A 17,624-nucleotide genomic window follows, 5' to 3' on the forward strand; every position below is an offset into this window, starting at 1 on the left:
TCAGGCCTGGGTGGCAGGCACGGTGATGATGATGCCGTCCAGCTCGGCGCTCATCGGCAGCTGGCAGCTCAGGCGGCTGGTGGGGCGGCGCTCGGCGGTCACGCCTTCCAGCAGCTCCTGCTCCATGTCGTCGGCCGGCGGCAGGCGGTCGAGGAAGGCCTCGTCTACGTACACATGGCAGGTGGCACAGGAGCAGCAGCCGCCGCATTCGGCGTCGATGCCGCGGATGTTGGCGCGGATGGCGGCTTCCATGACGCTGAGGCCGGCGGGCGCATCCACCGCGCGGGTGCTGCCGTCCTTGAGGATGTAGTTGATCGTGGGCATCAGAACATCTCGAAATACTCGCGGTGCTCCCATTCGGAGACCTCGAGGTTGAATCGGGCGATCTCGGCGTGCTTGATGTGGCACAGGTAGTCCACGAAGCGCTGGCCGAGTTGTTCGCAGAGGTAGGCGTCGGCGCGCAGGCAGTCGAGCGCGTCGCCCAGGGTGCGGGGCAGCTGCTCCGCCGGGGTTTCGTAGGGCGCGTCCGCCGAGGGGCCGGGGTCCAGCCTGCGTTCCAGGCCGTCCAGCCCGGAGAAGAGCTGGGAGGCGAGGTAGAGATAGGGATTGGCGGTGGGTTCGCCGATCCGGTTCTCGATCCGGGTGCCGGCATCGCCGACGCCGCCCAGCACCCGCAGCATGGCGCCGCGGTTGTCCCGGCCCCACACCGCGCGGTCGGGCGCCAGGGAGAAGGGGCGGTAGCGGCGGTAGCCGTTGATGGTGGGGCTGGCGAGCGCGGCGGAGGCGCAGGCGTGCTTGAGCAGGCCGCCGAGGTAGTGGCGGCCGGCGTCGCTCAGGTCCTGGCCGGCGGCTTCCGGGATGAAGGCGTTGGCGCCGCTGCTCTTGTGGCGCAGGGACTGGTGCAGGTGCCAGCCGCTGGACATCACGTTGGGGATCTTGGGCCGGCACATGAAGGTGGCGTGGTAGCCGTGGCGGCGGCACACCTGCTTCACCGCGCTGCGCAGCAGCACCATGGCGTCCGCCGGGGCGAGGCCGACGGTGGGGCCGAAGGTGAGCTCGAACTGGCTGGGGCCGAATTCGATCTCCAGGGAGCGCAGCGGCAGGCCCAGGCCCTGCAGGTTGGTGCGCAGCAGTTCCATCACCGCGTCCACATCGTCGTAGCGCTGTTCGGTGAGGTACTGGTGGCCGTGCGACAGCAGCGACACCGCCGGCGGCGTGCCGGGCTGGCCGGAGTCGGCCAGGTTCATGCGCTTGTCGTCAAGGCGGAAGACGTGGAATTCCACCTCCAGCCCGGCGACGAACTCCAGCCCGTGGGCGTCCAGCCGCTGCACCGCGCGGCGCAGGATGTTGCGGGTGGACAGCGGCGAGGGCCGGCCGTCGCTCATGAACATGTCGCACAGCAGCCAGCCTGTGCGGTTGGCCCAGGGCAGCACCTTGAAGGTGGCCGGGTCGGCCACCATGGTGAAGTCGGCGCCGCCCTGCATGCCCTCGAAGTCGAAGCCGCCGCCGGTGGCGAACACCGGGAAGACGGTCTTGTGCGAGGTGTCCTTGGCGAGCAGCGTGGTGGTCATGTTCACCCCGCTGCGCAGGGCCGACTTGGCCTCCGCCGCAACCAGGGTCTTGCCGCGCAGCACGCCGTGCTGGTCGGGGAAGGCGAAGCGCACGAGCTCCAGCCCGTCGGCGTCGATGCGGCGGATGACTTCATCCGCCGCGGCCGCCTGCTCCGCCGTCCACACGTCGAATCGATCGACAAAGCTGGCCATGCCGGCTCCTTACTTCGCCAGCCGCGCAGCGGCCCAGGTGGATTCCCGGCGGCGCTTGAGGTCGGCCTCGCGCCAGTAGGTTTCCGGCTCGCTGCCGCTGGTGTTGACGCCGTCGATGGAGGGCGGGCCGCTGAAGGTGGCGGCCTGCGCCTGGTCGATCAGCATGGGCACGCTGTCGCCGGCCTGGGTGCGCTCGATGGCATCCACCAGGATGCGGCGGTAGGCGATGATGCCCTTGTCGGTGGTGCCCAGGTGCTCGCGGGTGCGGTCCTGGATGGTGCCCTGGGATTCGATCGCCCACTGGTCGTGCACATTGATGTCCATGCCCATGCCGGTGTAGGTCTGGGTGTTCTGCTCGGCGACGCTGTAGCCGTAGTTGTTGCGCTTGTTCTGGCGCGAGGTGTAGTCCGGCAATTCGTACAGCTTCAGGCGCTGCTCGCGCATCTGTTCCTTGTTCACCGGGCCGGTGAAGCTGGTGAAGATGGCGTACCAGTAGCAATTGTGGTCATCGACCGGTACATGCCACTGGGAGATGGTCATCTCCGAGCTCATCGGGATCACGAAAGCCTGCGGGAAGACGACGTTGGTCACCCGCACGTGGGTGGTGTTCTCGTTCAGCTCGCGCAGCGTGGTCAGGCGCAGGCCGTAGTCGGTGCTGTCCACCTTGATCTCGGGGCGGTCGTACTCGCGCAGCACTTTGGTGATCGGGATCTGGGAGTCGGCGGAGGCGCCGCGGAACTGCTTGCCGTAGCTCTCGTCGGTGCTTTCGTCTTCGAAGAAGCGGTGCAGGTAGGAGGCGTGGGCGGGGTCGATGCCGACTTCCAGCGCCTGCAGCCAGTTGCACTCGAACAGGCCCTTGAAGGCGAACACATGGCTGTCCGGGGCGACGAAACAGTCGAACTCCGGGAAGGCCGGCGGCTCGCCCTCGCCCAGGTAGGCGAAGATGATCCCGCTCTTCTCCACCACCGGGTAGGCGGACTGCTTGATGCGGGTGCACAGCTTGCTGCCCACCGGCTCGGCCGGCGTTTCCAGACAGGTGCCCTTGGTATCGAACAGCCAGCCGTGGAAGGGGCAGCGCAGGCCGCCACCCTCGAGGCGGCCGTAGGCCAGGTCGGCGCCGCGGTGCGGACAGTCGCGGTCCAGCATGCCCAGCTCACCCTTCTCATCGCGGAACAGGACGAAGTCCTGGCCCATCAGGCGCACCGCGCGCACCGGGCGCTCGCCCGCCAGCTCATCGGTGAGCGCTACCGGCTGCCAGTAGCGGCGCAGCAGTTTGCCGGCGGGCGCTTCAGGCCCGACGCGGGTGATCAAATCATTCTGTTCGGCACTGATCATGGTGTTCTCCAGCGTTGGTCATGTACTGCATGCAATTGCATGCAATGATAGACAGCACTTGATCCAGGTCAACAAAAATTGCATTTTCGTGACTGTCGGCTATCAGGTATACACATGACCGGATATCCTGCGGCACAGTCGGGAATGGGCTTGCCTCTGGCGTAAATGCTCGGTTTTCCCGGGATTTTGCTGAGGCGCTTCCTTCCAGTGCAGCGTTTGCTTGCATGTTGTTGCATGCAAAATCCAAGCCAGTGATTCTCCGTGCTGTATGCTTGCATGCAAAGACGATGCGCAAGGCTTGCAGCTGGCTGAAAACGCGGGCCTTGTGGCGACTTGAGCGCTTGTATGCAATGGCCTGCAGCGCGGCTCGGGCAGGCGCTGGTGGCTGCACCGCCGTGGGGCATGCCGGCACCCGGCCGGTGCGGTGAAATGCGGGCGGGGCGGCCGGCGAGCGGCAGGGCGAGGGCCGGGTAGAATCCGCCGCTGGCTGCTGCCGTGGCCAGCGTACGCGAGGCGCGGGCGCGGCCTTCCGGTCCGCGTCGGGCGGTAGTGCCCGGATCGTGCTTCGTGGAGCCGATCCGGCGGGCCGCGGCCCGCCGGGCATGTCCGGTAACCATGAATCCCAGGGAAGAAATCCCATGATGCAGTCTCAGCAGTCCCGCGTTCTGGTGCAGTTGCGCGATCTCATCCTCAAGGGTGCGTTTTCGCCCGGAGAACGCTTGGCGGAGATCCCTCTGGCCGAGCGGCTGGAATCCTCGCGCACGCCGGTGCGCCTCGCGCTGGCCACGCTGGAGCACGAAGGCTTGATCGAGCCGCTGGCCGGCGGCGGCTACCAGATGCGCCGCTTCACCGCCCAGGAGGTGGCCGACGCCATCGAGGTGCGCGGCATGCTGGAGGGCATGGCGGCGCGCCTGCTGGCCGAGCGCGGCGCTTCCCGCCAGCTGATGCGCGAGTTCGAGGAATGCCTGGAACAGGGCGACGAGGCGGTGAACAAGCCCACCATGGATTTGGACGACTACGCCATCTACCAGGAGATGAACAACCGTTTCCACGAGCTGCTGGTGCAGGGCTGCGGCAATTCCGCGCTGATCCGTACCATGGACACGCTGAACGGCTTGCCCTTCGCTGCCGCCAGCGCCACCCTGCCGATGCAGTCGGCCTACAACGAGGAGGGCCACCAGTGGATGCGCTACGCCCATCGCCAGCACCACGGCATCATCGATGGCATCAGGCGCAACCAGGGCGCGCGGGTCCAGGCGCTGGCGCAGGAACATGTGCAGATCGCGCGCATGAACGTGGATGAGGCGCTCGAGCGGCCGGAGCGGGTGGCGGACGTGCTGCCGGGCATCCGCCTGATGGCCGAGGTCGGCCGCCTGCCGCGGCCGTGAAGGAGGCGCGCATGACGATCACGCGTTGCAGCTGGGCCGGCAGCGACCCGCTCTACATCGACTACCACGACAAGGAATGGGGCGTACCTGAGCGCGACCCCGCCAAGCTCTTCGAGCTGCTGCTGCTGGAAGGCGCCCAGGCGGGCCTGTCCTGGATCACCGTGCTGCGCAAGCGCGAGCACTACCACAAGGTGTACGACGGCTTCGACATCCAGCGCATCGCCCGCTGGGACGACGCCAAGCGCCAGGCGCTGCTGGCCGATCCCGGCATCATCCGCAACCGCGCCAAGGTCGAGGCGGCCACGCTGAACGCCCAGGCGTGGCTGAAGATGCAGGAGGCCGGCGTGGATCCGGCGCAGTGGCTGTGGAGCTTTGTCGACGGCAAGCCGCTGCAGCGCGAGGTGGGCGGCACGGCCGGCCTGCCGGCATCCACGCCGGTATCCGATGCCATGAGCAAGGCGCTGAAGGCGCGCGGCTTCAAGTTCATCGGCAGCACTATCTGCTATGCCTTCATGCAGGCCAGTGGCATGGTCAACGATCATTTCGAGTCATGTTTCCGCTGCCGCGAAGTCGCCATGCTGGGTAGGTGAGGGGGGCGACGCCCGGTGTGCGCCGCCTGCAAGGGCGGGCCCGCTTGCAGCGCGCGATGACGCGCGCCGGGGACGGTGTTAGCATCAGGCCCCAGTAGTGCGCGCTGTGCCGTTCAGGCCGGCCGCCGGGCCGTCCGGCCCATTCGAGCAACCTAGCGGACGAGGAGATGCGTGGAGCAATCGGGTAGGACCGTCGTGTTCGCCGACCTGACCGGCAGTACCGGTCTGTTCGAGTCGGCTGGCAACGTCGCTGCCACCCACGTGGTCACCCGCTGTACGCAGGCCGTGGGTTCTCACCTGGCGCGTTCAGGCGGGCGCGTGGTCAAGTATCTCGGCGACGGCGTGCTGGTCCTTTTCGACGACACGGTTGCGGCGGTGGACGCCTGTGCCCGGGTGCAGGACGTGCTGCGCGACCTCAATTTCGGCGAACTCCGCTCCGCGCCGCTGGGCTTCAAGGTCGGCATCGAATATGGCTCCATCGTCGAGCACGACGGCGACAGCTACGGCGACGCGGTGAACGTGGCCGCCCGCTTGTCCGACCGGGCCGAGGCCAACGAGATCCTGATCGGCGAATCCGCCTTCAATCGCCTGCCCGAGTTCCGCCGCATCGCCTGCCACAGCCTGGACCGCATCAAGGTCAAGGGCAAGGCGGCGCCCATCCGCGTCTGGCGCATCGATTGGGCGCGCACCGCCGAGAGCACGCTCACCATCCCGATCGAGTTGCTGGAAGCCCAGAGCCAGCTGCGTTCCATGCAGCGGCTGGACCTGGACCGCCTCGACCAGCACCTGGAACTCGCCCCGCCGGATGGCCCGCTGGTGCTGGGGCGTGGCGAGGGCGCCGGCTTCATCGTCAACGATCCACGGGTGTCGCGCCGCCACGCCCGCATCGAGTGGAGCGGCGGCCAGTGCGTGCTGACCGACTTCAGCAGCAACGGCACCTGGGTGCGCTTCCCGGCCTCGCCCACCGCGGTCATGCTCAAGCGTGACAGCTGCGTGCTGCATGGCCAGGGCGAAATCGGCCTGGGCGCGACGCCGGACGACTTCACCGCCCCCACGCTGACTTTCCAGGTCATCAACGACGTTTGATCCCGCTTCATGCCACCGCCGCGGGGAAAGCCACCGCGGCTGGGCATCGTTTCCCGTGGTCCCCCGTGCCACGCCAGACAAGGAGAACCCGCATGAGCCGAGCCTGCCGCTTCCTGCCCCAGGCTATCGCCTCCACCCTCGCCCTGCTCGCCGGCCAGGCGCTCGCCGCCGGCCCGGCGCCCGGCCACTACGCCGCGGTGCTGCCCTGCGCCGACTGCCCCGGCATCGAGGTACAGCTGGATATCGCCGCCGACGGCAGCTACGCGCTGCGCGAGCGCTACCGCGACCGCGAGGAGGCCGGTCGCGATCACATCGGCCGCTGGATCATGGCCTCGGACGAACGCACGCTGGTGCTGCGCGGCGGCCACGAGCAGCCGCTCTACTTCGCAGTGGAGGACGATCGCACCCTGGTGCAACTGGACCGCGAGGCTCAGCCCATCGTCTCCAGCCTGGACTATCACCTGCGCCGCGACGACGCCCTGCCGCCGCTGGTGCCGCGGTTGACGCTCACCGGCCTGTTCCACCGCGGCAAGGGGCCGGCCACTTTCCAGGAATGCGGCATCGGCCAGCCGCTGCCGGTGGCCGGCGCCGAAGGCTATGCGGCACTGGAGCAGGCTTACGCCAGGGCCAAAGGCCCTGAGGACGTGGCGCTGATGACCCAACTGCGTGGCCGCATCGAGCCGCGCCCGGCGGCCAACGGCGGCGCGGCGGTGCCCACGCTGGTGGTCGAGGCCTTCGACAGCTTCCGCCCCGGCGTCAGCTGCCTGCCGCCGCTGGCGAACGCGCCGCTGGCCGGCACCCACTGGAAGCTGACCCGCCTGGGCGATACGCCGGTGCAGGAAGGGCTGACACAGGAGCCGCACGTGGTCTTCGACCCCACCGGCCGCGTCATCGGCGCCACCGGCTGCAACCGCCTGGTGGCGCGTTACATCACCGAGGGGCGTTCACTGCGCATCGAGTCCGGCTTCACCACCCGCATGGCCTGCGCCCAGGGCATGGAAGTGGAGAAGAGCATGATGGCTGCGCTGGCTGCCGCCCGCAGCTGGCGTGTCGCCGGCGGCATGCTGGACCTCTACGACGAGGGCGACCGCTTGGCGGGCCGCTTCATGGCGGTGGCGGAAGAGAGAAACTGAGCTTCGCAGGCGGGCGGGAACGCCCACCGCCGGCGAGTGCCAGGAAAGCAAAAGGCCCGCGGGATACGCGGGCCTTTTTTCTACGCCTTGTGGGCGAAGCCGGCGGACGAAGCCGCCTTGAAACGGTTGCTGCTCAGCGAGCTGCCAGCTTTTGCTGAGCCAGCGCGGTGTTGGTGTCCTTGTGCAGCGCGTTGCGAACCGCGCGCTTGAGTGCATTCCAGCCGGCGCTGATCATGTCGCCGGTCGCTTCGGCACGCAGGCCGCGGGCTTCCATGATGAGGGCGGTGAGGTCGTTGGCGTTGAAGTCGTCTTTGCGCATTTTTGATGCTCCTTGAATCGGCTGGCCCGTCGTGGGGGTACGGTGCTAATGTAGGAGTATTGTTGCGTCGCAACAAACGACGTTTTATCACGCGACGAAAGAGAAAAATTCATTCATGGCCTACCGCCTCCCCCCACTGAATGCGCTGCGCGCTTTCGAGGCTGCCGCCCGACACCTGAGCTTCAAGCATGCCGCCGAAGAGCTCTCGGTGACGCCTACCGCGATCAGCCACCAGATCCGAGGCCTGGAAGAAGCGCTGGGCGTGCCCCTGTTCCGCCGGCTGACGCGGGCCCTGGAACTGACGCCGGAAGGCGAGGCGATGCTGCCCAAGATCACCGCTGGGCTGGACTGCTTCGCTGCCGGGGTGGAAAAGGTGAGGGAGATGGCCGGCACGCCCGGTGGCCGGCTGGACGTGATTGCGCCGCCGTCCTTCGCCTCGCGCTGGCTGGTGCCACGGCTGCACCGTTTCTATGCGGATCATCCGGCGGTCGAACTCCACCTGGCGAGCGCGCTGCGCGCCATCGACGGCTCTGCCGGCCGCGATGGCCCGGGGGAAGACTTGCGCGGCGAGCGGCCGCAGCTGTGGATACGTTTCGGCGCCGGCCGCTATCCCGGTTTCCGCACCGAGTTGCTGTTCCGCCCCGGCTACACGCCGGTGTGCAGCCCGCGCCTGCTGCACGCCCGCACGCCGCTCAAGGAAGCGGCCGACCTGCGCTTCCACAACCTCATCCATGACGACACCATTCTCGACCTGCGTGAGCGTCCGTCCTGGGCGGAATGGTTGAAGGCGGCGGGGCTGGAGGAGGGCATCGGTACCCGCGGCGGCCTGCACTTCACCGACCCGGCGCTGGCGATCGCCGCCGCGATGGATGGCCTGGGCGTGGCGCTGGTACCCAAGCCCATGGTGTCGGCCGAGCTGGCGGACGGCCGCCTGGTGGCGCCTTTCGATGTGGCGCTGGCGAGCTCGGCCGGCTACCACCTGGTGATGCAGCATTCCGCCGCCGAACTGCCGGCGGTGAAGGTGTTCCGCGAGTGGCTGCTGAACGAGGTACATGCCGACGCCATCGCCATGGAGGGCGCCGGCTTTTAGCGGCGGCGAACTGGCCGGGCTTCCGCCGCGCGGCTTCATTCCGCCTCAGTAGGCCACGCTGAAGCGGCGGCGGCCGTGGGCGGGGCGCTCCAGTTCGTCGACGAAGGCGATGGCGTAGTCCGCCACCGACACGCGGCTCTTGCCTTCGGCGTCGGTCAGCAGGCTGTCGCCGCCCAGGCGGAAATGGCCGGTGCGCTCGCCGGGGAAAATGTCTGCTGCCGGCGACAGCATGGTCCAGTCCAGGGTCTGCTCTTCCTGCAGCAGCTTCAGCGCCGCCCGCGCGCCTTCCGCGGTGCCCTTCCACTGCGCCGGGAATGCCGGCGTATCCAGCAGTTGCACGCCCGGCGCCACTTCCAGGCTGCCGGCGCCGCCGACCACCAGCAGACGCGGCACGCCGGCCTTGCGGGTGGCATCGATGATGTTGCGCATGCCAGCGACGTAGTAGCCATAGACGTCGGCCTGGGCATGGCCGCTGAAGGCGCTGAGCACCGCGTCATGGCCAGCGAGCACGCCGGCGAGGGCGGCGGCATCCTGTACGTCCACCGCCTGGGCGCTAAGGCCGGGCTGGGCGGGCAGTTTCTCCGGGTGGCCGACCAGCGCAGTGACCTGGTGGCCGCGGGCGAGCAGCTCTTCGCGCAGGCCGGAGCCGATGTAGCCGGAAGCGCCGATGAGTGCGACTTTCATTTGATTCTCTCCACTGAGGTTGGGACGCCGTTCGGCGTTGGTGGGGAGATCATGCGCTTCGGAATTGAGGCGATAAACGCGTAAATGGATAATGGATTGTTATTCATTCAAGAACAAACCCGGCCGGAGCCCTCTCATGAACAAGCCCACCACGCTGGACCTGAACGCCTTGCAGATCTTCGCCGCCGTGGCCGAGGCCGGCGGCTTCACCGCGGCCGCGCTGCGCCTGGGCATGACCAAGGGCCAGTTGAGCCTGCAGGTGCGGCGGCTGGAGGCGCGGCTGGGCACCGCATTGTTCACCCGCACCACCCGGCAGGTGGCGCTTACCGCCGCCGGCCAGTCCCTGTTCGAGGAGTGCGGGCCACTGCTGGATCGACTGCGGGAGGCGGTGGACCGGATTGCCGCCGGCGAGGCGGAACTGGCCGGGCTGCTGCGCATCTCCACCTCGGTGGACCACGCCGCCCAGTCGCTGGCGCCGGCGGTGGCCCGTTTTGTTGCCCAGCATCCGGGCGTACAGGTGGAAATCCGCAGCAGCGACAAGGTGGTGGACATGGTGAAAGAGGGCATAGACCTCTCCATCCGCCTGGGCTGGCTGCGGGATTCGTCCCAGCGCGCGCTCTACTTGCGCGCCTTCGACCAGTACATCGTCGCCGCGCCGGCCTACCTGCGGCGCAAGGGCATGCCGATGCAACCGATGGATCTGGCGGAGCATGAGTGGATCGCGTTGACCCTGCTGCCAACGCCGCTGACCTGGACGCTGGAGCAGCGGGGCGGGGAGCCGGAGACGGTGCAGGAGACAGTACAGGTGAGCGCCCGCTTGAAGGTGGATTCCCCGGCGGCCCTGCGGGCGCTGCTGGTGGAGGGCGCCGGCATCTCAGTGCTGGACGAAAGCTCGGCGATGCCGGAGCTGGCGGCCGGCAGATTGCAGCGGGTGCTGGAGGGCTGGCAACTGAAGCGCGGCGGCATCCATGCCGTGCTGCCGCCGGGCCGCCATGTGCCCGCGCGGGTGCGGGCCTTCATCGAGTTCTATCGCAACTGGCTGGGGGCGGCCGGCTGAAGCGCACGGCGCCGCTGCACGGACGCTGCGGCTGCCCGCCCCGCCGCCGGCAGGGCAAGGCAGCCGGGCGCGGCATCAGGCGCTGACGGTGATGCTGGAGCCGATCAGCTTGTCCGTCGCGTTGGCGCCCATGGTTCCATAGGAAGACGCGAGTTGCAGCAGGCGGGCGAACAGCTGGCCGTCGCTGCTGCTGCCGCTGGTGCTGGTGCCGGTGGCGGCCGCGCTGGCGCTCTGGCTGGTGCTGCTGCCGGTGGATTCTCGGTAGGCGGCGGCTTCCGAGGCGGTGACACGGCCATCGCCGTTGGCGTCCGCCGCTTCGAAGTTGGTGGCCAGCGTGCTGAACAGGCTGCTGGCGGCGCTGTCGCTGGCCTCGCTCGCCATCGCGCTCAGCTCGTCCTGGGTGAAGCCGGTGTCTTCCTCGCCGGAGCCCTGGGGCGGCGGCGGGGGCGGCATGCCGCCCTGTTCCATGCGCATGCGGTTGAATTCGCCGTCCAGCTGCTGGCTCAGTTTCTCCAGCGTGGCGCTCATCTCGTCCTGCGTCACCTTGCCGTCGGCGTCGCTGTCCATAGCGTTGAACAGGTCTTCGGCGCTGGCACCCTCGGTGCCCAGGCTGGCGATGGCGGACTCCAGGTCGCTCTGTTCGATGTAGCCCTGGCCGTCGGTGTCCAGTGCCGAGAAGAGGTTCTCGGCCATCTTGGAAGCCCGGCTGCTCGAGGATGAGCTGCCCCAGGCGGTGTAGCCGTAGCTACTGGCGCTGCTGATCGAGGTCATGATGGTGCTCCTGAACGGTGGTGGGCGCCCGTCGGAGACAGCGGCGGACGATACGCGCGCACTTTAGGCCCACTGCCGTGTCAGGGTTTGTCCGCTTGGTATCGTGCTGGATACACAGGTTTTTCAGCTTTGGCGGGGGAGTGCCAGGCGGGCGATGAGGCCGCCTTCCGCGGCGTTGCGCAGCACCAGCTCGCCGCCATTGCGCCGCGCCGCATCGCGGGCGATGGACAAGCCCAGGCCGACGCCGCCGGAGTTGCGATTGCGCGAGCCTTCCAGCCGCACGAAGGGCTCCATGACCTGGGCGATGCGGTTCTCCGGGATGCCGGGCCCCTGGTCGCGCACCTCGACGACGAGCTGCGTGGGCTGGTCGTCCAGCACGATGGTGGCGCGCTGGCCATAGCGCACCGCGTTGTCCACCAGATTGTCCAGGCAGCGGCGTAGTGCGGTCGGCTGGCCTTGTATCGGCCGCGCGGTGCCGCGCACCTCCACTTCGGCGCCATGCTCGCGGGCGTCTTCCGCCACCGAGTCGGCCAGCGCCTGCACGTCCAGCAGCTGCCAGGGCTCGCTGTGGGCTTCGCCGCGCAGATAACCCAGGGTGGCGTCCAGCATCGCGGCCATCTCGGCGATGTCCTCGCGCAGGCGGCCGCGGTTTTCTTCGTCCACCGGCGCTTCGATGCGCAGCTTCATGCGGGTGAGCGGCGTGCGCAGGTCGTGGGAAACGGCGGCGAGGAAGCGCTCGCGTTCTTCCAGCTGGGCGCGGATGCGGTTCTGCATGTGGTTGAACACCCGCGCCGCCTGCCGCGCCTCCTCCGGGCCTTGTTCGGCCACCGGCGGGCTGTTGAGGTTGTCGCCGAGGCGGGCGGCGGCGTTGGCCAGCTGCTGGATGGGGCGGGCGATCATGCGTGCGCCGATGCCGGCGGCCAGGGTGACGGCGATGAACTGGATGGTGAGCCCCACCCACAGGCCCAGCGGCGCGCCGGGGAGGGCGCGCGGCGGCCCGTCCGGGTCGAAGGGGCGGGGTTCGGCGCCATCGCCGCCGCGCGGGCCGGGCGGCTGGCCGTCCTGGCGCGCTTCCGGCGGGCGCATGTCGCTGCCTTCGAAGCGCGGCGGCGGGCCGCGGAAGGCGGGCGGGGCGATGAAGACCAGCAGCGCGGCGGCGATCAGGTGGCTGGCGACCAGCGCCAGGGTGACGAGCCCGAACAGGCGGCCGAACACCGAGTCCGGCAGCAGCCGCCGCATCAGCGCGTCACCTCGGCGTCGAACAGGTAGCCCTCGCCGCGTATGGTCTTGAGCAGGCGCGGCAGGCGCGGGTCTTCACGCAGCTTCTGGCGCAGGCGGGAGACCAGCAGGTCGATGCTGCGGTCGAAGGCTTCGGCGGCCTTGCCGCGGGCGGCGTCCATCAGCTGATCGCGGTTGAGCACGCAGCGCGGGCGCTGGATGAAGGCCCACAGCAGGCGGAACTCGGCGTTGGACAGGGGCACCGCCAGCTTGTCGGGCGAGGTCAGCAGCCGGGTCAGCGGGTTGAGGCGCCAGCCGTCGAAGCGGATGTCGCCGCTCTGGGGGTCCTGCCCGGCGGCGTGCGGCGACTTGCCGTTGGCGCGGCGCAGGATGGTGTGGATGCGGGCGACCAGCTCGCGCGGGTCGAAGGGTTTGACCACGTAGTCGTCCGCGCCCAGTTCCAGGCCGACGATGCGGTCGGTGATCTCGCCGCGGGCGGTGAGCATCACGATGGCGATGTCGCTGCTGGCGCGCAGCTTGCGGCACAGGGCGAGGCCGTCCTCGCCCGGCAGCATGAGGTCGAGGATGACGAGGTCGGGCGGGCGTGCCGCCATGCTGGCCTGCATGGCCGCGCCGTCGGCCGCTTCCGCGGTGTCGAAGCCGAAGCCGCTGAGGTAGTCGCTCAGGAGGCGGCGGATCTGCGGGTCGTCGTCGACGATGAGGATGCGATGGGGGGTGTTCAAGCGGGCTCCTGCGCGGTGCGCTGCTGCTCAGGGAGCGGATTGTGGTGCGGCGGCGGCGGGCTGTGTTGGCGGCTTTGTGCCTTGTATTAGGCTTGATACAAATCGCCATACATGGCGAAAGCCCGGGCGCCAGGAGGGGCGCGGCGTGCGCGGGGGTGGCGCTCGCGGCCGCCCGAGCAAGGTTTACCTGAATTTACTCGGCCGGCTGTATCTCGGTGACGATGAAAGCGCCGTCCACCCTGTCGGCGCGGAACTTCACCCTGGCGCCGACGGCGGCGCGCTCCAGCAGGGCGGGGTCGGCGGCGGTGAACACCATGGTCATCGCCGGCATGCCGAGGTTGGCGAGCGGGCCGTGGGCGATGGTGATCTTGCCGGCGCTCTTGTCGATGCGGCGCACGGTGCCTTCGCTGAGGGGCTCGCCTGCTTCGCCGGCCGCAGCGGGCGGCTGAGCCGCGCCGTGGTCGTGCATGGCGCCGTGGCCGCCGTGGTCGTCATGCTGGGCGAGGGCGGGGAAGGCGAGCAGGGCAAGGGTGGCGAGTGCGGCAAGGGAAGCGGTGCGGGCCATGGTTTCTCCTGGGGCGGGTGTCTGTTTGGTTTTGAAGGGGCGAGCCGGCCGCGCTCAGCGCGGCACTACTTCCACCGTGCCGCTCATGCCGGCTTCGAAGTGGCCGGGCAGCAGGCAGGCGTAGGTGTAGAGGCCGGGGCGGTTGAAGGTCCACACCAGCTCGCCCTGGTCGCCCGGGGCGAGATGCACCGCGTGGGCGTCGGCATGCGCCATGGCGGGGTTCTGCCGCATGGCGGCGGCGTGCTCGCGCAGGCTGGGCTCGGTGCCCAGCACCAGCTCGTGCATCACCTTGCCCTCGTTGGTCAGCTTCAGGCGCACGGTTTCGCCTTCGCGTACTTCCAGCCGCTCCGGCGAGAAACGCATGCTGTCGTGCAGGCCGATGGCGATCTCGCGGCTCACCGCGACGGCGTCGCCGGCGATGCCCCAGGCTTGCTGGGCGGCGGTGGCCGCGCCGCCGTGGCCGGCGTGGTCTTCATCGCCGTGGGCGAGGGCGGCGGCGGGCGCCAGCGCAGCGGCCAGGGCCAGCAGCAGGGCGGGGTGGGAAAACAGTGGCTTCATGGTGGGTTCCTGTCTGGTGGACCGGCGCATCTGCGCGGGCCTGCGGGCCTGCGGGCCTGGGGCGTGGGCTCAGTGGCCCTCGTGGCTGCCGTGGCCCTGCGGCTTGCGTACCTGCATTTCCACCTTGCGGCCGTCGGTGGATGAGCCGGATTGGGCCGGTGCGCGCGGCGCCGGGGCGGGCTCGCCGGTCCATTCGCGGGCGACGGTGCCTTCCGGGTGGCGGTACCAGCCGGGGTCGCTGTAGTCGCCCGGCTTCTGGTCGCGGCGCACCTTCAGCACCGAGAACATGCCGCCCATCTCCAGCGCGCCAAAGGGGCCGCGACCGGCCATCATCGGCAGGGTGTTCTCCGGCAGCGGCATTTCCATCTCGGCCATGTCGGCCATGCCGCGCTCGCCCATCACCATGTAGTCCGGCACCAGCTTCTGGATCTTCTCCACCAGGCCGCGGTGATCCACGCCGATCATGGTCGGCACCTCGTGGCCCATGGCGTTCATGACGTGGTGGGACTTGTGGCAGTGCAGTGCCCAGTCGCCCTCCTCGTCGGCGATGAACTCGATCTGCCGCATCTGGCCGACGCCGACGTCGGTGGTCACCTCCGGCCAGCGCGCGGCCCGGGGCACGGCGCCGCCGTCGGTGCCGGTGACTTCGAACTCGTGGCCGTGCAGGTGGATGGGGTGGTTGGTCATGGTCAGGTTGCCGATGCGGATGCGCACCCGGTCGCCGCGCTGCACGTTGAGGGTGTCGATGCCGGGGAAGGCGCGGCTGTTCCAGGTCCACAGGTTGAACTCGGTCATGGTGTTCACCCGCGGGACGTAGCTGCCCGGCTCGATGTCGTAGGCGTTGATGAGGAAGCAGAAGTCGCGGTCCACCCGGGCGATGTCGGGGTTGCCGCCCTTGGGGTGGGTGATCCACAGGCCCATCATGCCCATCGCCATCTGCACCATTTCGTCGGCGTGCGGGTGGTACATGAAGGTGCCGGGGCGGCGGGCGGTGAATTCGTAGACGTAGGTCTTGCCCGGCGGGATCTGCGGCTGGGTGAGGCCGCCGACGCCGTCCATGCCGTTGGGCAGGCGCTGGCCATGCCAATGCACGGTGGTGTGTTCCGGCAGGCGGTTGGTGACGAAGATGCGCACCTTGTCGCCCTCCACCACCTCGATGGTGGGGCCGGGCGACTGGCCGTTGTAGCCCCACAGGCGGGCGACCATGCCGGGGGCGATCTCGCGCTCCACCGGTTCGGCGACGAGGTGGAACTCCTTCACGCCGCCGTTCATGCGCCAGGGCGCGCTCCAGCCGTTGAGGGTGACCACCGGGTCGTAGGGCCGGCCGGTGGACGGCCGCAGCGGCGGCGCGGTGGCGGCGCCCTGCTGGCTGGCAGGTTCGGGCAGGGCGGCGAGGGCACCGCGGCCAACGGCGGCGGAGGCGGCCGCGGCGCCGATGAGGCCGGCGCGGGCGAGGAAATGGCGTCTGGCGTTGCTCATGCGGGCGTCCTGTGTCAGTGGCCGGCGGCGGCTTCGGCCGGCGCCGCCGCGGTGGTTTCGGTTTGCGGCAGCAGCGTGGGCGCGCCCAGGCGCTCGGCCTGCAGCGCCGCGTCGGCGAGCCAGAAGTCGCGCTGGGCGTCCAGGGCCTGGGCGACGGCGGCCACCTGGCTGCGGGCGTCGGCGAGCAGCTCGAACACGCCGATCAGCATGCCGTTGTAGGCGTAGGCCATTTCTTCCGACACCCGCTTGCGCAGCGGCACCACTTCGTCGCGATAGTGGCGCGCCAGCTGCCAGTTGCTGCGGTAGACGGCGTAGCTTTCGCGCAGGCGGGAATGGGCTGCCACCGCGGCCTGGGCGTTGCGGTTGAGGGCGGCGAGGTAGCGCGCCTCGGCGCCGGCGCGGCGGGCGTCGCCGAAGTCGAACAGCGGCAGCGGCACTTCGACTTCGTAGCCGCGCTGGGTGGGCTTGCCGGTTTCGTCGTTCACCGCGCCGCCCAGGGTGAGGCCATCGACGATGCTGGTGACGCGGCTCACGCCGGCGTCGCGGGCGATGCGGTCGAGGTCGGCGCGCAGGATGCGCAGGTCCAGGCGCTGGTCCAGTCCGGCCTGGCTGCTTTCCTGCTCGCTCGCGATCTGCGCCGGCAGCTCGGGCAGGCGCTCCGGCAGGCGCAGCCGGGCGGCCTGTTCCGGCGGCAGGCCGAGCAGGCGCACCAGGGCTTCGCGGGCAGCCAGTGCCTGCTGGCGGGCGCGGGTGGTCTCCGCCACCGCCTCGGCATGGAAAGCCTGTTCGCGGGATTGCTGCAGCAAGCTGAAGCTGCCGGTGGCGCGCATGCGGCGGGCGAGTTCGGCACCGGCCTCGGCGGCCTCGCCCACCTGCTCGCGGTAGCGCAGCGCCTGCTCCGCCGCCACCGCTCTTACCCAGGCCTGGCGGGCATCCGCCGCCTGCATGACGAGGGTGGCGGAGAGCTGGGCACGCAGGCGGCGCTGGGTGGATTCGGCCTGCTTCATCCGCGTTGGCAGCAGCACCAGGTCGAGCAGGGAAACGGACAGGCTGCGGCCGATGTCCAGCTCCGCCTCGCCGCCTTCGCGCCGTACCAGGCGCTCGAAGGCGAACACCGGGTTGGGCAGGCGGGCGCCGGCGGTGGCGTCGGCCGAGGCGGCGGCACTGTCGGCCAGCAGGGCCTGGAAGGCCGGGCTGTAGCCGAGAGCGATGCGCACCGCGTCGTCCGCGCTCAGCGGCTGCGTCAGCATGCGGTCCACCGCGGCGGCGGCGTCGTGGCGGCTGGCGTCGCCGCGCAGCCAACGGGCTTCGGTGCCGCCGTGTTCGCGGCTGAAGCTTGCGGCTTCGTCGAAGTTGTCGTCCAGCGTCAGCGAAGCGCAGCCGCTGGCGAGCAGGGCGGCGGCGAGGGCCAGGGCGAGGGCGCGCGGCGTGCGGCGGCTCGGCTTGGGCGTCATGGGCGGGCCTCGTGGTCGTGGTGGGCATGGCCGCTGCCGTGTGAGCCGTGCGCGCCGGGCGCAGTGGCGTCGTCGGCCGGAGCCAACTGGCCGGCGTGGCCGCCGAGGCGGCCGGCTTCGTCGTTGGCGGCGCGCCAGTCCTGCAGCGGGGCGTCGGCCGACCAGCTGCGGTAGTTCTCCAGCGCGGCGCCGGTCTGCGTCGTTGCGGTGGCTGAGGCAGGCGAGCCCGCATGGCTGTGGTCGTGCTGCTGGGCGGCTGCCGGCAGGGCCAGCGCCAGGGCGGCGAGCGGCGGCAGGAGAAGGGCGGACTTCATGCGCGGCGGACCTTGCGGAAGGAGATGGGGCGATGATGGCGGCCACCGGCAAACCGCATCCTGACGCAGGGATTACA

19 protein-coding genes are annotated in these 17,624 nt (G+C 69.8%); 6 read left to right on the plus strand and 13 right to left on the minus strand.

Features of this window, described 5'->3' with window-relative positions; all coding sequences use genetic code 11:
• From C7389_RS07425 to C7389_RS07435, 3 genes are read right to left on the minus strand one after another with little or no spacing between them, the layout of a single operon-like run.
• Positions 1–324 (minus strand): 2Fe-2S iron-sulfur cluster-binding protein, encoded by a 324-nt coding sequence (locus C7389_RS07425; RefSeq protein ID WP_133589931.1) that lies wholly within the window; start codon positions 322–324, stop codon positions 1–3.
• Positions 324–1,763 (minus strand): glutamine synthetase family protein, encoded by a 1,440-nt coding sequence (locus C7389_RS07430; protein WP_133589933.1) that lies wholly within the window; start codon positions 1,761–1,763, stop codon positions 324–326. Before C7389_RS07430 ends, C7389_RS07425 begins: the two co-directional genes overlap by 1 nt.
• Before the next feature lie 9 nt (positions 1,764–1,772).
• Positions 1,773–3,098 carry an aromatic ring-hydroxylating dioxygenase subunit alpha gene (locus C7389_RS07435; protein WP_133589935.1) on the minus strand — a complete coding sequence of 442 codons (1,326 nt, stop codon included), beginning with the start codon at positions 3,096–3,098 and terminating at the stop codon, positions 1,773–1,775.
• Positions 3,099–3,736: 638 nt separating this feature from the next.
• Between C7389_RS07435 and C7389_RS07440 the strand changes: the two genes are divergently transcribed.
• From C7389_RS07440 to C7389_RS07455, 4 genes are all read left to right on the plus strand, one after another.
• Entirely contained in the window at positions 3,737–4,486 is a 750-nt protein-coding gene (locus C7389_RS07440; protein WP_211168334.1) for a GntR family transcriptional regulator, read from the plus strand.
• Between the two features lie 11 nt (positions 4,487–4,497).
• Positions 4,498–5,076 carry a DNA-3-methyladenine glycosylase I gene (locus C7389_RS07445; protein WP_133589937.1) on the plus strand — a complete coding sequence of 193 codons (579 nt, stop codon included), beginning with the start codon at positions 4,498–4,500 and terminating at the stop codon, positions 5,074–5,076.
• A 195-nt stretch (positions 5,077–5,271) separates the two neighbouring features.
• Entirely contained in the window at positions 5,272–6,162 is an 891-nt protein-coding gene (locus tag C7389_RS07450) for an adenylate/guanylate cyclase domain-containing protein (protein ID WP_246034672.1), read from the plus strand.
• A gap of 92 nt (positions 6,163–6,254) precedes the next feature.
• Positions 6,255–7,295, plus strand: coding sequence for an META domain-containing protein (locus C7389_RS07455; protein WP_133589941.1), 1,041 nt, complete (start codon positions 6,255–6,257; stop codon positions 7,293–7,295).
• A 133-nt stretch (positions 7,296–7,428) separates the two neighbouring features.
• Here the strand turns inward: C7389_RS07455 and C7389_RS07460 are convergent, their stop codons facing one another.
• Complete coding sequence (locus C7389_RS07460; protein WP_133589943.1) at positions 7,429–7,614, minus strand: RSP_7527 family protein; 186 nt, start codon at positions 7,612–7,614, stop codon at positions 7,429–7,431.
• A 115-nt stretch (positions 7,615–7,729) separates the two neighbouring features.
• Here C7389_RS07460 and gcvA point away from each other — a divergent pair, with 115 nt between their 5' ends.
• Positions 7,730–8,704, plus strand: coding sequence for a transcriptional regulator GcvA (gene gcvA / locus C7389_RS07465; RefSeq protein ID WP_133589945.1), 975 nt, complete (start codon positions 7,730–7,732; stop codon positions 8,702–8,704).
• A gap of 45 nt (positions 8,705–8,749) precedes the next feature.
• On the opposite strand, the gene C7389_RS07470 is transcribed toward gcvA, so the two are convergent.
• The gene (locus C7389_RS07470) at positions 8,750–9,388 is read right to left on the minus strand and encodes an NAD(P)-dependent oxidoreductase (protein WP_133589947.1); all 639 of its coding nucleotides are present in this window, start codon (positions 9,386–9,388) and stop codon (positions 8,750–8,752) included.
• A gap of 136 nt (positions 9,389–9,524) precedes the next feature.
• Here C7389_RS07470 and C7389_RS07475 point away from each other — a divergent pair, with 136 nt between their 5' ends.
• Positions 9,525–10,445, plus strand: coding sequence for a LysR family transcriptional regulator (locus tag C7389_RS07475; RefSeq protein WP_133589949.1), 921 nt, complete (start codon positions 9,525–9,527; stop codon positions 10,443–10,445).
• 75 nt (positions 10,446–10,520) lie between these two features.
• Here the strand turns inward: C7389_RS07475 and C7389_RS07480 are convergent, their stop codons facing one another.
• The 8 genes from C7389_RS07480 to C7389_RS07515 form a co-directional block, all read right to left on the minus strand.
• Entirely contained in the window at positions 10,521–11,216 is a 696-nt protein-coding gene (locus tag C7389_RS07480) for an EF-hand domain-containing protein (protein ID WP_133589951.1), read from the minus strand.
• Between the two features lie 123 nt (positions 11,217–11,339).
• Complete coding sequence (locus C7389_RS07485) at positions 11,340–12,455, minus strand: ATP-binding protein (protein WP_133589953.1); 1,116 nt, start codon at positions 12,453–12,455, stop codon at positions 11,340–11,342.
• Positions 12,455–13,177 (minus strand): response regulator, encoded by a 723-nt coding sequence (locus tag C7389_RS07490; protein WP_133589955.1) that lies wholly within the window; start codon positions 13,175–13,177, stop codon positions 12,455–12,457. The genes C7389_RS07485 and C7389_RS07490 overlap by 1 nt, the downstream gene beginning before the upstream one ends.
• Positions 13,178–13,370: 193 nt before the next feature.
• The gene (locus C7389_RS07495) at positions 13,371–13,742 is read right to left on the minus strand and encodes a copper-binding protein (RefSeq protein WP_133589957.1); all 372 of its coding nucleotides are present in this window, start codon (positions 13,740–13,742) and stop codon (positions 13,371–13,373) included.
• 54 nt (positions 13,743–13,796) lie between these two features.
• Positions 13,797–14,300 (minus strand): cupredoxin domain-containing protein, encoded by a 504-nt coding sequence (locus C7389_RS25385; protein WP_133589959.1) that lies wholly within the window; start codon positions 14,298–14,300, stop codon positions 13,797–13,799.
• A 69-nt stretch (positions 14,301–14,369) separates the two neighbouring features.
• The gene (locus C7389_RS07505) at positions 14,370–15,779 is read right to left on the minus strand and encodes a multicopper oxidase family protein (RefSeq protein ID WP_133589961.1); all 1,410 of its coding nucleotides are present in this window, start codon (positions 15,777–15,779) and stop codon (positions 14,370–14,372) included.
• A gap of 14 nt (positions 15,780–15,793) precedes the next feature.
• Positions 15,794–17,233 (minus strand): TolC family protein, encoded by a 1,440-nt coding sequence (locus tag C7389_RS07510; protein WP_133589963.1) that lies wholly within the window; start codon positions 17,231–17,233, stop codon positions 15,794–15,796.
• Positions 17,230–17,547 (minus strand): hypothetical protein, encoded by a 318-nt coding sequence (locus C7389_RS07515; RefSeq protein ID WP_133589965.1) that lies wholly within the window; start codon positions 17,545–17,547, stop codon positions 17,230–17,232. The genes C7389_RS07510 and C7389_RS07515 overlap by 4 nt, the downstream gene beginning before the upstream one ends.
• Positions 17,548–17,624: the final 77 nt, after the last annotated feature.

This window comes from Azoarcus indigens, assembly GCF_004361735.1.
Lineage (GTDB): Bacteria > Pseudomonadota > Gammaproteobacteria > Burkholderiales > Rhodocyclaceae > Azoarcus > Azoarcus indigens.

Coding starts and splice junctions, on each gene's coding strand:
- C7389_RS07515 (WP_133589965.1), bottom strand. CDS start 17,547: ATGAAGTCCGCCCTTCTCCTGCCGCCGCTCGCCGCCCTGGCGCTGGCC.
- C7389_RS07480 (WP_133589951.1), bottom strand. CDS start 11,216: ATGACCTCGATCAGCAGCGCCAGTAGCTACGGCTACACCGCCTGGGGC.
- C7389_RS07475 (WP_133589949.1), top strand. CDS start 9,525: ATGAACAAGCCCACCACGCTGGACCTGAACGCCTTGCAGATCTTCGCC.
- C7389_RS07430 (WP_133589933.1), bottom strand. CDS start 1,763: ATGGCCAGCTTTGTCGATCGATTCGACGTGTGGACGGCGGAGCAGGCG.
- C7389_RS07485 (WP_133589953.1), bottom strand. CDS start 12,455: ATGCGGCGGCTGCTGCCGGACTCGGTGTTCGGCCGCCTGTTCGGGCTC.
- C7389_RS07510 (WP_133589963.1), bottom strand. CDS start 17,233: ATGACGCCCAAGCCGAGCCGCCGCACGCCGCGCGCCCTCGCCCTGGCC.
- C7389_RS07440 (WP_211168334.1), top strand. CDS start 3,737: ATGATGCAGTCTCAGCAGTCCCGCGTTCTGGTGCAGTTGCGCGATCTC.
- gcvA (WP_133589945.1), top strand. CDS start 7,730: ATGGCCTACCGCCTCCCCCCACTGAATGCGCTGCGCGCTTTCGAGGCT.
- C7389_RS07455 (WP_133589941.1), top strand. CDS start 6,255: ATGAGCCGAGCCTGCCGCTTCCTGCCCCAGGCTATCGCCTCCACCCTC.
- C7389_RS07505 (WP_133589961.1), bottom strand. CDS start 15,779: ATGAGCAACGCCAGACGCCATTTCCTCGCCCGCGCCGGCCTCATCGGC.
- C7389_RS07445 (WP_133589937.1), top strand. CDS start 4,498: ATGACGATCACGCGTTGCAGCTGGGCCGGCAGCGACCCGCTCTACATC.
- C7389_RS07425 (WP_133589931.1), bottom strand. CDS start 324: ATGCCCACGATCAACTACATCCTCAAGGACGGCAGCACCCGCGCGGTG.
- C7389_RS25385 (WP_133589959.1), bottom strand. CDS start 14,300: ATGAAGCCACTGTTTTCCCACCCCGCCCTGCTGCTGGCCCTGGCCGCT.
- C7389_RS07435 (WP_133589935.1), bottom strand. CDS start 3,098: ATGATCAGTGCCGAACAGAATGATTTGATCACCCGCGTCGGGCCTGAA.
- C7389_RS07470 (WP_133589947.1), bottom strand. CDS start 9,388: ATGAAAGTCGCACTCATCGGCGCTTCCGGCTACATCGGCTCCGGCCTG.
- C7389_RS07460 (WP_133589943.1), bottom strand. CDS start 7,614: ATGCGCAAAGACGACTTCAACGCCAACGACCTCACCGCCCTCATCATG.
- C7389_RS07495 (WP_133589957.1), bottom strand. CDS start 13,742: ATGGCCCGCACCGCTTCCCTTGCCGCACTCGCCACCCTTGCCCTGCTC.